General features: G+C 43.9%; 11 protein-coding genes and 1 pseudogene. 8 read left to right on the top strand and 4 right to left on the bottom strand.

What is annotated here, in order from left to right; genetic code table 11:
* Positions 1–11 precede the first annotated feature (11 nt).
* Together guaB and BLU12_RS07605 are read left to right on the top strand one after the other, a co-directional pair.
* Positions 12–1,487: an IMP dehydrogenase gene (gene guaB / locus BLU12_RS07610; protein WP_091461799.1), complete on the top strand. Its 1,476-nt coding sequence runs from the start codon at positions 12–14 to the stop codon at positions 1,485–1,487.
* Positions 1,488–1,648: 161 nt separating this feature from the next.
* Positions 1,649–1,846 carry a cold-shock protein gene (locus BLU12_RS07605; protein ID WP_009201128.1) on the top strand — a complete coding sequence of 66 codons (198 nt, stop codon included), beginning with the start codon at positions 1,649–1,651 and terminating at the stop codon, positions 1,844–1,846.
* Positions 1,847–1,905: 59 nt separating this feature from the next.
* Here the strand turns inward: BLU12_RS07605 and hypF are convergent, their stop codons facing one another.
* Positions 1,906–4,164, bottom strand: a complete 2,259-nt coding sequence (gene hypF / locus BLU12_RS07600) for a carbamoyltransferase HypF (protein WP_234945553.1) — start codon at positions 4,162–4,164, stop codon at positions 1,906–1,908.
* 72 nt (positions 4,165–4,236) lie between these two features.
* Between hypF and cobO the strand changes: the two genes are divergently transcribed.
* The 6 genes from cobO to BLU12_RS07570 are packed head-to-tail and all read left to right on the top strand — an operon-like array spanning position 4,237 to position 12,739.
* A complete protein-coding gene (gene cobO / locus BLU12_RS07595) occupies positions 4,237–4,767 on the top strand; it encodes a cob(I)yrinic acid a,c-diamide adenosyltransferase (protein ID WP_234945552.1) in 531 nt (176 codons plus the stop codon).
* Positions 4,768–4,786: 19 nt separating this feature from the next.
* Entirely contained in the window at positions 4,787–7,342 is a 2,556-nt protein-coding gene (locus tag BLU12_RS07590; RefSeq protein WP_091461794.1) for a calcium-translocating P-type ATPase, PMCA-type, read from the top strand.
* An 8-nt stretch (positions 7,343–7,350) separates the two neighbouring features.
* Positions 7,351–8,394 carry a tRNA 2-thiouridine(34) synthase MnmA gene (gene mnmA / locus BLU12_RS07585; RefSeq protein WP_234945551.1) on the top strand — a complete coding sequence of 348 codons (1,044 nt, stop codon included), beginning with the start codon at positions 7,351–7,353 and terminating at the stop codon, positions 8,392–8,394.
* A gap of 4 nt (positions 8,395–8,398) precedes the next feature.
* Positions 8,399–10,837, top strand: a complete 2,439-nt coding sequence (locus BLU12_RS07580) for a Lon protease family protein (RefSeq protein WP_268753514.1) — start codon at positions 8,399–8,401, stop codon at positions 10,835–10,837.
* 2 nt (positions 10,838–10,839) lie between these two features.
* Entirely contained in the window at positions 10,840–11,607 is a 768-nt protein-coding gene (locus tag BLU12_RS07575; RefSeq protein WP_091461791.1) for an endonuclease III domain-containing protein, read from the top strand.
* Positions 11,591–12,739, top strand: a complete 1,149-nt coding sequence (locus BLU12_RS07570) for a DUF362 domain-containing protein (RefSeq protein WP_091461789.1) — start codon at positions 11,591–11,593, stop codon at positions 12,737–12,739. Before BLU12_RS07575 ends, BLU12_RS07570 begins: the two co-directional genes overlap by 17 nt.
* Positions 12,740–12,835: 96 nt before the next feature.
* Here BLU12_RS07570 and BLU12_RS07565 read toward each other — a convergent pair whose 3' ends face one another.
* The 3 genes and pseudogenes from BLU12_RS07565 to BLU12_RS07555 form a co-directional block, all read right to left on the bottom strand.
* Positions 12,836–13,147, bottom strand: a complete 312-nt coding sequence (locus BLU12_RS07565; protein WP_009201120.1) for a YerC/YecD family TrpR-related protein — start codon at positions 13,145–13,147, stop codon at positions 12,836–12,838.
* Between the two features lie 115 nt (positions 13,148–13,262).
* Entirely contained in the window at positions 13,263–14,330 is a 1,068-nt protein-coding gene (locus tag BLU12_RS07560; RefSeq protein WP_009201119.1) for a pyridoxal phosphate-dependent aminotransferase, read from the bottom strand.
* 166 nt (positions 14,331–14,496) lie between these two features.
* Positions 14,497–14,741: pseudogene (locus BLU12_RS07555) on the bottom strand (ISLre2 family transposase); the annotation flags it as partial.

Genomic DNA, 14,741 nt, shown 5'->3' with positions numbered 1-14,741 from the left:
GGATTATAACGATGGATCTTTCTGAAAGATTTGTCGAATACGAGGGCTTTACCTTCGATGATGTCTTACTTGAACCAAGCTACAGCGAGGTAATACCTTCCCAAGTTTGCGTAAAAAGCTTCTTTACTTCTCAGATAGGACTTAATATTCCCATATGTAGCGCTGCCATGGATACAGTAACCGATGGCCGTTTAGCCATTGCAATAGCGAGAGAGGGCGGCATTGGCGTAATACATCGAAACATGACGCCTGAAGCCCAGGCTGAGGAGGTCGACAAGGTAAAGCGTTCCGAGTCGGGCGTAATAGTTGACCCTTTTTATTTGCACCCGGAAGATACCCTTCGTGACGCCGTTGCTTTAATGGAACACTACCATATTTCCGGCGTGCCAATTGTCGATGCCGAAATGAAGCTCGTTGGAATAATCACCAATAGGGACCTGCGCTTTATTACAGATTACGATCAGTCCATAAAGGACGTGATGACCAAGGAAAATTTAATAGTGTCACATATCGGGACCACGCTGGAAGATGCCAAGGCTATCTTAATGAAGCATAAGGTGGAAAAATTACCCATTGTCGACGGCGAAGGTCATCTGAAGGGACTCATAACTATAAAGGATATAATCAAGGCAAAGGAATTTCCTAATGCGTCTAAAGACACGAAGGGCAGATTGCGTGTAGCAGCTGCCATAGGCGTCGGCCCCGAGGCAATAGCCAGGGCCGAGCAGCTGGTTGCTGCAGGAGTAGATGCAATAGTTGTCGATACTGCCCATGGACACTCGAAGCTTGTTCTCGAAACGATTCGCAAACTTAAGGAAAGATATAACGACCTGCCGGTTATAGGGGGAAACGTCGCCACTTCTGAGGGAACGCAGGCCTTGATAGATGCAGGTGCAGATGGAGTCAAGGTTGGAGTGGGGCCTGGTTCTATTTGCACGACTCGTGTTGTAGCTGGAATAGGTGTACCTCAAATAGCCGCAATTATGAATGCCTCGAAAATAGCAAGGCCCAAAGGCGTTAAAGTAATAGCCGACGGAGGGGTAAGATATTCTGGTGATATCACTAAAGCCATTGCTGCCGGAGCTGATGTGGTAATGATAGGCTCGCTATTCGCCGGGACAGAGGAAAGTCCTGGCGAAGAGGTAATTTATCGCGGCAGGTCTTTCAAAAGTTATAGAGGTATGGGTTCTCTAGCAGCTATGAAAGAAGGAAAAAGCAGGGACAGATATTTTCAGGAAGGAGTTGCTGATGAAAAGCTGGTTCCTGAGGGGATAGAAGGCTTGGTGCCTTATAAAGGTCCGTTATCAGCGCTCATATACCAGCTGGTCGGTGGATTAAAAGCAGGAATGGGTTATGTTGGGGCTTTAGATATAAAGTCCTTACAGGAGAAGGCGAGATTCATCAAAATTACAGCTGCATCTGTTAAGGAAAGTCACCCCCACGATGTAGTGGTAACCAAGGAAGCGCCTAATTATTGGATGGAGTAGGGTGACTGCTTTAATGAAAAAGCAAATTTTGGTACTTGAAACATCAGTTATTAGCTCTGAGGGGCAACTTTTTATTGACGGAACTGCAAAATGTTGTTATAGTTAATGACAACATCGCATCGTTGAGTGCGGTTGATTTTTGTAATTGGGAGGAGCAAAGAATGTTAGGGACTGTCAAGTGGTTTAATGCAACGAAGGGCTATGGTTTCATTACGTCGGAGGATGGTAAAGACGTCTTTGTGCATTATTCAGCTATTGATATGAAGGGTTTCAAAACCCTTGAGGAGGGTGACAAGGTAGAGTTTGAAGTTGTTGAGGGGGCTAAGGGACCTCAAGCAGCGCATGTAAAACGTGTTTAAGAATCCCCCTTCAAATCCGAGGCAAAAAACAAAGGGCGACAACCGTCGCCCTTTGTTTTTTACTGCCAATGAGCAATCCCAACGGCGACCTGGCCAAGCGATATGCATTCGTCGTTAGGCGAAGTCCTTTTGTGGGTTAAGGGTATTAACCCTGCATCTTTTAGCAGAGCACAAGTTACGTTTAAAAGCCTCCTATTTTGCCAGACTCCTCCCGATAGTGCTATATGTCGTATTCCCGATTGCGCAGCAAGTTTTGTGCTGACATTTACTAAAACCTTGGAGAGTCCGTCGTGAAACCCGGCTGCAAGCTGGGCTTTATTTTTTTTATTCATGCCTTCTATCAACCAGCGAATTGCGGGACGCCAGTCAATAAGCAATACATCTCCTTTTTCTATAGTTTCGAAGGGGGCGCATTCCTTTCCCTTTGCTATAGCCTCGAGCTCGATCGCGGCCTGAGCATCATAAGATACTTTATTTCGTAGGCCCAATATAGAGGCTGCAGCGTCGAAGAGCCTCCCTGTCGAAGAAGTTTTGACATATTTATCAGCGTTTTGAGCAATGAGCTTTATTTTGTCCTGTTCCTTTGGCCAAAGCTGGAGAGCAATTTGGAGGGCTTCCATTTTTTCGAAAGTTTGTAGCAACAAAGAAAGGGCAAAACGCCAGGGCTCTAAAACTGCCTTGTCGCCTCCGGGAAGGGGAGCCTGCAAAAGATGTCCTGCCCTGGAGAAAGATTTTGCACTGCCGATCAAAATCTCGCCACCCCATATACTTTCGTCATCACCAAAGCCTGTGCCGTCAAGCATCAATCCTATTGCCTCTCCCGAGAAATCGTTGTCCCAAAGACAGGCTGCCAGGTGGGCATGATGATGCTGCACGGACAGTTTACATTTTAGGCTTGACAGCTTATTGCTTGCTATTCGAGTCGATAAGTATAGTGGGTGTTTATCGTATACTAAATATGAAGGAGATATTTCGTATAGAGACAAGAACATGTCCATTACATGTTCATATAAAGCAATGCTTGATATGTCCTTTAAATCTCCGAGATATTGGCTTGTGAATATGTAATGATCATGTGTTACAGAGAAGGTCGATTTCATTTCGCCGCCGGCACCAAATATAGGTGGAAGCGCTTTTTTTGAAATATAAGGCTGGGGAACATATCCGCGTGCTCTCCTGGTAAAAATCGGGGTCATTCCAGCCATGGCGATTACAGAATCGTCGATTTTCATGTAAATATCCCTGTTGTGCATCAGAAAATAATCGGCTATCGAACCTAGCTTTTTCAAAGCCTCTCTATTTCCTGCAACTAAGGGTTCGTCGGAGATGTTGGCACTCGTCATTATGAGAAGGTCCTGTTCCTCCAAGAGCAAATGATGAATTGGGGTGTAGGGCAACATTATTCCATAGGTATCTATATTTGGGGCTACATATCTGGATAGATTGTCGTCTTTGCCTTTTGGACATACGACAATTGGCCTTCGAGGAGAAAACAGTAATTTCATCGCTTTTTCGTTTATCAGCACTATACTTTTTGCAGCTTTGAGATCTCTTGCCATTAAAGCAAAGGGTTTGTCAGGCCTTTTTTTGCGAATTCTAAGTTCTTTAACAGCTCTGTCGTTTCTAGGATCGCAGGCCAAATGATATCCGCCTATTCCTTTTATTGCCAATATCTTGCCTTCCCTCAGGTATTTGCTCGCTAATAAAACGGCATCGTCGTTTATAGCAAATTTTTCTCCTTTGGCATCGCAAAGCCACAGAGTTGGTCCACAATTGGGGCATGCATTTGGTTGTGCGTGATAACGCCTGTTCGAGACATCGGAGTACTCTTTACGGCATTCGTCGCACATTGGAAAGCATGCCATAGTAGTTTTTGTTCTGTCGTAGGGAAGCTCTTTTATTATTGTGTACCTGGGACCGCAATTCGTGCAATTTATAAAGGGATATCTATATCTTTTGTCATTAGGATCTCTCATTTCCTTTAGGCAATCTTCGCAAGTGGCTATATCCGGAGGTATAAGGACCTTTTGAATATCCTGTTTTTCGCTTTCTCTTATTATGAAATCCTCGGAATCTGTCGAGGCTTCATCCTCGTATATCGACTCTACTGACTGAATCATCGCAAGAGGCGGAGCCTCATACAGGAGCTTTTCTGCGAATAATTCTATGCTTTTTCTGTCGCCGTGCAGTTCTATCAAGACGCCCGAAGAGTTATTTTGAACGCTTCCTCCTAACTTTAGCTCCTTGGCTAATTTTGAGCAAAAGGGTCTGAAACCAACGCCCTGCACGACACCTTTAACGAGAAAGATTTTTTTCATCTCTATTGACATACCTCCTTGCAAAAGGCATTGTAATCCTATCATAAATTTGTTTCAATGGAGGCGATATTCTTGTCTTTGTTTGAAAAGGGTTTAATTCATGTTTATACGGGAAACGGTAAGGGAAAGACCACTTCAGCCATGGGTTTAATAGTGCGTTGCGTGGGTCATGAAGGAAAGGTGGCCATGGTTCAGTTTATGAAGGGATGGCCATTTTATGGAGAAATTAAGGGATTGAGCTATCTTCCGGGTGTGGAGCTCTTTCGAACCGGTAGCGATAGATGTTTTAAAAAAGGCGAACATACCGAAGTCGATTTAAGAGAAGCCAGGCGGGGATTAGAGATAGCTGAGAGATGTCTGACCGATCCAAAATACGATTTGGTAGTGTTGGACGAGATAAATGTTGCAGTCCATTTTGATTTGCTGAAGGTTTCGGATGTGCTAAACTTAATCAGCGCGAAACTTGCCTCAATTGAAGTGGTCTTGACGGGTAGATATGCTCCAAAGGAAATAATAGAAGTAGCCGATTTAGTTACTGAGATGGTGGAGATAAAACATCCCTATCAAAAAAATGTATTGGCCAGAAAGGGCGTAGAATATTAATAAAGAGGGAGGACCTTTGTTGAATAGCGCCAGTCAGTTGAAAAACTTTCACTGCCTTTCGGAGGAGGAACTTTTCGCAGAACTTAACTCGTCGGATACAAGAGGCTTGTCACAAGATGAAGCCGCCAGACGGCTTCAATTTTTTGGACCCAACGAATTGGCTGAGGAGGAGAAGGTTCCCTGGTGGAAGTTTCTTTTGAGGCAGTTCAAAAGTCCGATGGTTTACGTCTTAGCTTTAGCTGCCTGTATCAGTATCATTATGGGAGAAAGGCTGGATGCAGGGGCTATAGTTGCTGTCATATTGATCAATGCTGTAATAGGTTTTTTGACTGAATACCGAGCCGAGCAGGCCCTTCAGGCTTTAAAATCGATGGTTGTAAGGCAGGTTAAGGTTATTCGAGACGGGGAGATACGGTTACTACCTTCACAAGAGCTGGTCCCAGGTGATGTAGTCTTGCTGGAAGCCGGTGATGTCGTCCCCGCCGATGGAAGATTAATAGAAGCTTTCTCATTGGCCGTCGACGAATCTACTTTAACGGGAGAATCCGTACCTGTTGATAAAACTACCGACACTTTGCCCGAAGATACATTGCTTCCGGATAGGATTAATTGTCTTTATACTGGAACGGCCGTGGTAAGAGGTAATGGCAAAATGTTGGTATGCGCTACCGGTCTTCACACAGAACTTGGACGTATAAGTACTATGCTGCAAAAAGTCGAAAAGAGAGAGATACCCCTGGAAGCTCGCCTTGCCAAATTCACCAAATTTCTCATTAAACTCGTACTTGCTATCGTAGTTCTTATAGTAGCCATAGGAGTGCTCGAGGGTAATGAGCTATTGGCTATGTTTCAGACAGGTATTGCCCTTGCGGTTGCTGCTATTCCCGAGGGTCTTCCCTTCGTAGCGACGATGACTCTTGCCCTGGGCGTCCATCGTATGGCTAAGCTTAACGCCCTCGTTCGAAATCTTGCTTCCGTAGAGACCTTGGGAAGCACTTCAGTTATATGTACAGATAAAACCGGAACGATCACTCTTAACAAGATGACGGTTCGAGAATCGCTCATCGCAAGCGATAAAGCGAGAGAACTTCTATTTAGAGTGGCCGTATTATGTAACAATGCTTCAATAAATCACGAAAATCAAATTGGCGACCCCATGGAAGTGGCTTTGCTCAAATGGGCTTATGATAGTGGGTTTGATCCCAACGAAATAAGGCGAGAATATCCACGACTAAAGGAAGATCCTTTTGATTCTTCCATCATGAGGATGGCGACATACCACGATGATGGTATTGCAGTCAAGGGGGCTCCCGAACGCTTGCTCCAGGATTGTAGTTTTATATACGAAAATGATGCGTTGAAGCCCCTTTCTTCCACACTTAAGGACAAATGGATGGATGATGTGGAGAGGCTGGCCAAGATGGGGATGCGGACCCTTGCCTTTGCTTTCGGACGTTCACTTGATGAATTGGCCTTTTTGGGCGTGGTGGGGATAATGGATCCGCCCAGAGAAGAGGTCAAAGAAGCCGTCGCCTCCTGCAGAGATGCAGGCATCCATGTAATCATGGTTACTGGAGATCACGTTACCACAGCTGTTGCCATAGCAAAAGAAGTGGGCATTATGGACGATCATGGCCTGGAAGCACTTGATGGCAGACAAATATCTGAGATGGACGAAGAAGAGATCGCAAGGAGAGCGAGAGAGGTAGCAGTGATAGCTAGAGTATTTCCGGAACATAAATCTAAGATCGTAAAGGGTCTTCAAAAAGCAGGCGAAGTAGTAGCGATGACTGGCGACGGAGTGAACGACGCAGTAGCCTTAAAACAAGCCGATGTTGGCATAGCTATGGGCATTCAAGGCACTGAAGTAAGCAAAGAGGCCGCCGATATCATTCTTGAGGACGATCGGTTCGCTACCATCGTTAATGCGGTAGCCGAGGGTCGAAGAATTTTCGACAATATAAGGAAAGCCGTTATTTACCTGCTTTGCTGCAATTTAAGCGAAGTGCTTGTCGTCTTCGGCGGGATATTGTTAAAGCTTCCCGCTTTACTGTTGCCTTTGCAGATATTATGGATAAATCTTGTGACAGACGTAATTCCGGCATTGGCTTTGTCCTTGGATCCGCCCGAGGTAGACACGATGAAAAGGCTTCCTAAAAGAAAGGACGAGGATATCCTCACGAGGGCGCACCAAATTAAGATAGGCTTTTTCGGGATTGTAATGTTTCTTGGCGTTCTCGGCATTACATTGTATTCCCTAAAATATTTGGGCTTTTCTAGCTTGAAGGCTACTGAGATCAGCTTTCACAGTTTAGTTTTAACTCAATTGTTCTTCGTCTTCAGCGTTAGAGAATCAAGTATCCTGAGAAACCCTGCGGATCTGCTGAAAAACCCTTATCTCTTTTTAGGTGTGCTGGCGTCTATGTTACTTCAAGTCGCCATAACCTATATTCCTATATTTCAAAGAGTATTGAGGATAGTCCCTTTGTCTGCAGGTGAATGGGGTATAGTATTAATAGGTGCTTTGATTCCTACATTTGTATTACAATTTTATAAATTGATAAAAGGTGTGTGACATGGAAATTGAGGATAATTACTGCCATAAGCGGTGGAATAGATAGCTCCTTTGCTTTATCTTTGCTGACGAAACAAGGACATGAAGTAATCGGCTGTTTTTTGGTGATGTCCGATGGTCACGAAGAAGATGTCGATAGGGCGCGGAGGGTTTGCGAATTGTTAAAAGTCCCCTTTTATGCAATTGATATAAGAGAGAAATTTAAAAGTGAAGTAATAGCGCCCTTAATCACATCTTATTCCAATGGGAAAACTCCTAATCCTTGTGTATTTTGCAATCCAAATATTAAATTTAAAACATTATTCGATCTGCTCAACTGCTATAATGCCGATTTCATAGCTACGGGACATTATGCTAGAATTTATAAAAATGACTTGAGTTACCATCTCGTCCGAGGGAGAGATCCCAAAAAAGAGCAAAGCTACATGCTCTACCGCCTCCCTAAAAATTGGTTGACCAGTGTAATCTTTCCACTGGGTGATCTGACGAAGGCCGAAGTGAAAAAGAAAGCCAGAGAGATTTTTGGGAATATCTTCGATGATGTCGAAGAAAGCGCAGATTTATGTTTTTTGAGGCGTGACGAAACTTTAAGGGGTTTTTTATCTTCGAGAATCGATATTAAAGAGGGGCCAATTTTATCTTTGCAAGGGGAGTTTTTAGGCAGCCATAAGGGGGTCGGATATTATACCGTCGGACAGCGAGAGGGTCTTGGTTTGCCAAACGGTCCATGGTATGTATCGGAAATTAACGCTTCAGAAAACACCCTAATAGTTGGAAGAAAAGAGGATTTGCAAAGACGATTTGTAAAATGTTACTCTCCTCATTGGCTGGAAGGGCTCGAAATTGGAAAAGTATATAGGGCTCAGCACAGATACAAGGCTAGGCCAAAACCGGTTGTATTGACGGATAGTGGGGAAGAAGGGTTTACAGTTAAGGCTTTGGAGAGTCCTTTTTGGGGAGTAGCGCCAGGGCAGTCGCTCGTCCTTTATGATGGAGACGTTGTAGTTGGTGGAGGTATTATAGCCGGCTGTAGTGAAGCAAAGGAGGTATAGATAAATGTCGTCAATTTTAGAAGAAAAAAGAGTACCGAAAGAATCGTTGCGCTCCAGGGTTTCCATGGAGAAATTTTCGTTTTCAACCACTGCTGAATTGGTTAGCGATAAAAGGTTGATAGGGCAGGAGCGTGCTGCAAAGGCGGTTTCTTTTGGACTATCGCTCGATAAAAAGGGGTTTAATATTTTTGTAGTTGGCAACCCGGGCAGCGGACGAATGACCTACGCTATGCGACAGATAGAAGCCAAAGCAAAAAAGTTACCTGCGCCGGATGACTGGCTTTACATGCATAATTTTGAAAACCCAAGCTCCCCAATTGCCATCAATATGCCGGCAGGGCAGGGCAAGCGGTTTGCTCAGGCCATGACCGAAATGATAGAGGAGCTTAAGTCAACCTTGAGCAAAGCCTTTGAAGATAGCCAATACGAGGATGCAAAGGCGCAATTGGTAAAAGAATTTCAAGAACAGGTCAATGAATTAATGGATCGTTTGCGAAATATAGCGCAACAAAACGGATTCCTTATAAAACGTACGCCTCAGGGTTTCGTGAATATCCCCTTAGTTAAAGTCGAAGAGGATGGAAAGGTAGTTCAAAGGGAAATGCAACAGGAGGAATTTGAAGCACTTCCCGAGGAGGAACAGAAAAGGCTTCAGGAAATATCTGAGAAGATTTCCCAGCACACCCTTGAGACCCTAAGAAAGATAAGGGACTTAGAAAAAAACCTTAAGGACAGGATTAAGGAATTAGAGAGAAATATTTCGCGAAGCGCTATAAGTCCTTTTCTCAGCGAATTAAGGGAAAAATACGGAAAATCCCAGAAACTTTTGGAATGGATCGCCTCGATGGAAGAGGACGTTATAAAAAACTTCAACATTTTCGTTGCGGCGGCCAGGGATGAAAACATTGAAGTTGATTTCGGTAAATACATGGTTAATGTTTTTGTCAGCAATGATCCCGAAGAGGGCGCTCCTGTAATTAGAGAGTCCAATCCGACCTACTACAACCTGATGGGCAAGGTGGAATATGAGAGCAGACAGGGTTATCTTTATACTGATTTCAGAAAGATAGTTGCAGGTGCAATTCATAGGGCTAACGGCGGATATCTGGTTCTGGAGGCCGAAGAGCTGTTAAGGCAATATTTGTCATATGATGCTTTGAAACGTGCCCTCAAAGATGAGAAGCTTACGATCGAAAACTTGGGAGAACAATTAGGCTTTTTGCCCGTATCCTCTCTAAGGCCGGAACCTATCCCACTGAACATAAAGGTAGTAATAGTAGGCACTCGTTTGATTTATTATTTATTGAGCTTGTACGATAAAGAGTTTTCGGAGCTCTTTAAGATAAAAGCTGATTTCGACGTAGATATGCCGAGAAACGAGAATACCGAATATGATATGGCCGTATTTGTAGCAGAATATACGCAGCAGGAAAACTTGCTTCCCTATGACAGAGAAGCAGTGGGCGAAGTCATAGAATATGCATCTCGTTTGGCGGATCACAAGCAACGTATGACCACCCAGATGAATAAAATAACGGAAGTTTTAGTTGAAGCGACCGCTTGGGCTAGGGCCGAAGGTAAAGAGTTAGTAGAGGCTTCGGATGTCAGGAAAGCTATCAAAGAAATGCGCTATCGCGTCAGCTTAATAGAGGACCGTATGTTCAAGGCCTTTGAGGATGGAATCCTTCGCGTTGAAGTCGATGGCGAGAGAGTAGGGCAAATCAACGGTCTTACCGTGATAGATATGAGAGAACATTCCTTCGGTCATCCCGTTAGAATAACCTCTAACGTTTATATGGGGCAGGAGGGCATCGTCAATATCGAAAGAGAGGTAAAATTGACGGGCCCAATTCACAATAAGGGTCTGTTAATTCTCTCCAGTTATTTGGGCAAGAAATATGCCCAAGATATGCCGCTCACTCTAACTGCCAGGATTGCCTTTGAGCAGACCTACGAAGAAATCGAAGGGGATAGCGCCTCCTCTACGGAGCTATATTGTCTTCTGTCGTCCCTTTCGGGCTATCCCTTGAAACAAGGCATTGCAGTGACGGGTTCGGTAGATCAATTTGGCAATATTCAGCCTATTGGAGGAGTTAACGAAAAGATCGAAGGATTTTTCAGGTATTGCAAGTTACGGGGATTGACGGGCGAACAGGGTGTTATGATTCCTAAACAAAATTTGATACACCTGATGTTGGATCACGAAGTGATAGAAGCCGTAGAAGAGGGAAAATTCCACATATGGGCAATCGATACCGTTGATGAGGGTTTGGAAATTTTGACAGGTGTTCCTGCGGGCGTTCCGGATGAATCGGGCAAATATCCCGACGAAACTGTTCACGGCAAGGCCAAAGAAAGACTTAGATTTTTCATGGAAGAAGCTGCAAAGCTTAAAAAAGCCCTTCAAAAGACAGAAAGGGAAGAAAACAACGAGAACAATTAAGAATGACGAAATTACAAGGAGCCGTAAATAGTTCTGGCGGTACTGATCGAATGTTAATAGAGCGCAATCTTACAGAGCTGTCTTTAAGAGAATGGGTTCTTAACGTGATCGATGTTTTAGCGGGCCTTTGGTCTCACTTGCGGCCCGCTAAAACGACGAGTGACGAGCCCCTGGACGGTTTGATATTGACCATATTGTCCCAGAATACGAACGACAAGAATAGAGATCGTGCATACGAGCTTTTAAGGTCACGCTATCCTCGATGGGAGGATGTGTTAGTGACAGCAGAAACCGAGCTTGCTGAGGTAATCAAACCGGCAGGTTTATCTAATATAAAAGCGTCGAGGATAAAAAGCGTGCTCGGCCTTATAGCCGAGCGATTTGGAAGTTGTTCTTTAAAGCCTTTGAAGGGCATGAAAAAAGAAGAAATAATAGATTTTTTAAGCTCTCTTCCGGGCGTGGGTCCTAAGACCGTTGCATGTGTCCTTCTCTTCGATCTCGGGATACCGGCTTTTCCTGTGGATACACATGTCAACCGACTTTGTAAAAGAATAGGTTGGGTAAGCCCTAAAAGCACACCTGAAGAGACGCAAAAGATAATGGGATCGGTTATACCTTCGGATTTATACTGGTCGGCCCATTTGGACATCATATCTCACGGAAGAAATATCTGCGTCTCAAGAAGACCCAAGTGCACGATATGTCCGTTAAATGCTCGAAATTTATGCCTTTTTGTCATGGAGGAGAAAAAAGGTGACGAAAAAATATAAAGTAGCTCTTCGACGAGCTTCGTCCTATGAACTCGATGAGGTGTATGAGGCTTTAAATTTCACATTGGATGCTATTGAGGAATGGATCCCCTCCCGATTTTTGTTCGAAAAACTGCTTTTAAAGGTAAACCTCCTCGCTCCCAAAAAACCTACGTTAGCCGTAACGACTCATCCTTCCATCGTTCAGGCTCTTATTAAAGTGGCCAGAAAAAAAGGGCATTTGGGGGAAATTGCAGTTGCAGACTCGCCAGGGCATCTTTATGCCGACAGGAAAGAGGAGCTTTTAAGGCTGACAGGGATGACAAGTGCCGTTGAAATCGATGATAACGCTACTGCTACTATATTGTCCGATGGCGGATTTGTCGTTCTCAGACGAGATGAAAACGTGGTACTAAAAGAGCTTACCGTTTCGAAACGCTATTTTGAGGCGCCTTTCGTGATCAATATTGCCAAACTGAAAACACATGCAGAAACGGAGATCACTGCATGTGTGAAGAATTGTTTTGGGATAGCTGATACCAGCACCAGGAAAAGAGCTCACTTTTCTCTATCTATAAATCAATTGTGCAACGCTATAGTGGATCTATATTTAGCAAGGCCACCGGAATTGAACGTATTAGATGCCATATATGCTATGGAGGGAAACGGCCCTACCCACGGACATCCCAGATTTGTTGGTCTTATTATGGCATCGAAAAACGCCCTTGCCTTGGACTTCGTGGCGGCAAAGGTTATGGGGTATAAGAATCCCTTAAACATACCATTGCTGAACATCGCGGCAAAAAGGGGAATTGGACCATCTTCCTTCGATGAAATAGAAATTATAGGTGTGGAACCTGATGAGATTGAAGCAAAGGGGTTCATTAAAAGCAGTTCATCTCTGAGGCTTTTGCCCACATGGCTTAGAGGTTGGACGCATAGATGGGTTGCATTATCTCCCCGCCTCCGGGAAGAGAAATGCGTAAAGTGCGGGATTTGTGCCGATGTCTGTCCTCGGAAAGCTATCAGAATGGACCCCCTTCCTCGCATAAACAGAGCAATGTGTGTTAAGTGTCTGTGTTGTCACGAGATGTGTCCTACAGGAGCCATGGAAGTCCATGAAAATATGTTGATGAAGTTCCTTAGGATGTAAGTAGCGCTTCTCGGTGGAAGACGCGATAACAAAGAAAGGGGACATCGTTTCGATGTCCCCTTTCTTTGTTATCGCACAAGATCATATAGTTTCAAACTATTCTGGTCTCGTATCACCCTCGAAGTTTTTGAGCCTCTCCAGTACCAACTTGTATCCATCGGCACCATATTCCAGAAATTTCTTCACACGGCTTATGGTAGCCGTGCTCGCCCCTGTCTGTTGTGCTATTTGAGGATAGGTGTATCCCTCTTCGAGCAAACGAGCTACTTCAAGCCTTTGGGCGAGGGCTCTGATTTCTCCAATCGTTGCTGCATCCTCTAGGAAATTGTAAATTTCATCGACGTTTTTCAAGGCCAAAAATGCTTTGCAGAGTTGATCGGTTAACCGATCTTTCCATTTGTCTGCCATCTTTTATCCCCCCTTTTTATCGTATATCATGATGATTCACACTTTACTGTGTGACTTATCATTGCTGAATTAAATACTACAGTTTTAAACGTGCATTTGTCAAGGGGGGAATTATCTAAGCTATAACAAATTCAGCATTTGGTTGTCGTACAATGGAACGAAATGCTTGAATTACATAATTCAATTCCTCCTCTTTTCCAATCGAAACGCGCATCCAAGTAAAGCCGTCGATGTCTAAGTCCAGGAGATTTATCATTATTCCTTTATCCCGCAGGAAAGCCTTTATATAGTCCCTGTCGAGCTCTGACCGTATAAGAACGAAGTTGCTCTGACTGGGATATGCATAGAAGGTGTCTATTTCATTAACTTCTTCTATGAATTTGTCGCGCAAAAATCTTATGCTGTAAACTCTGCTTTTCATCCACTCGTCGTAATCTAGCATTATGCAGGCAATCTCCTGTGAAATGACGTTAACGTTAAAAGGGCTTTTTATTTCATTCAATGTCTTGGCAATTTCATCGGAACAAAGTGAGTAACCAACCCTTAATCCCGCCAGCCCCCATGCCTTAGATAGTGTCCTTAAGATGCATAAATTGGAGGGAAAATTTTTCTTCAAAACGTCAAGAGAAGATCTGGAGGCGAATTCGACGTATGCCTCATCCAACACGAAGGGGCAGGGTGACATTTTTGCGATGTTTATCAGAAGCGCGGGATCTATGAACGTCCCTGTCGGGTTGTGTGGGTTATCGAGCAGTATTAGTTTTGGAGATATTCTTGCTATCGCATCTAAAATTTGCTCCACATCCAGGGTGATATGTTTGTCGTTAAAATTAATGGGAACTACATGTTGCTCGGCTCCAAATATTTTACAAAGCCGTTTGTACTCTGAAAAACAAGGATATAAAGTAAGTACTTTATCACCAGGCTTAACATAGGCCATAAACAACATGGAAAGTATTTCGTCGCCTCCATTGCCAATGACGATTCTTTCCTGAGGGAAATTTAGCTTCATGCTTAATTTGCTTCGTAATTTATTTGCAAGGGGATCGGGGTAGCGATTTAGGTCGATTTTAGAGATTATCTGTCGCATCTCTTCCCTGGGAGATGGAGGAAGTTCAAAGGGATTTTCGTTCTTATCAAGTCTCAATTCTTTATCTAATGTGTATTCATGATCACGTAACATTACGTAATCCTCCTAACGATTTATTATAATAAACACATGACGCAACCAATACAAAGTTTATCATGATCATGCGATTCTCGTCAAGTGCTTTGGCACCAACGACCGCGTCAAGTTTTTGTAGGATTTTTAGGAACCACTCCCCATGTGTCCTAAAGGGCAACGTCTTTTAGGTTAGGTAAAAATCAAACCCGCCATGACATATGCCCCTTAAGGTCGTGTATAAGGGCGTTACCTTTCCCGTTTTCAGTACCGTTATGCATCCAAGCTCACTTATAACGGGACCTAAGATCTCCTCCAGGTTCAAGGTGAATTTGTGTCTTTTGTCCGCATTCTCACCTTTTTGGTCTTTTTTCTTTATCTGTTCTGACGTCACCTTGCCACCGCTACAGATGTAAGCCCTCAAAGAAGACA

It is taken from the genome of Acetomicrobium thermoterrenum DSM 13490, from assembly GCF_900107215.1.
GTDB lineage: Bacteria > Synergistota > Synergistia > Synergistales > Acetomicrobiaceae > Acetomicrobium > Acetomicrobium thermoterrenum.
The sequence above is the reverse complement of the archived record's forward strand: the minus strand, read 5'-3'. Positions and strand labels throughout refer to the sequence as shown.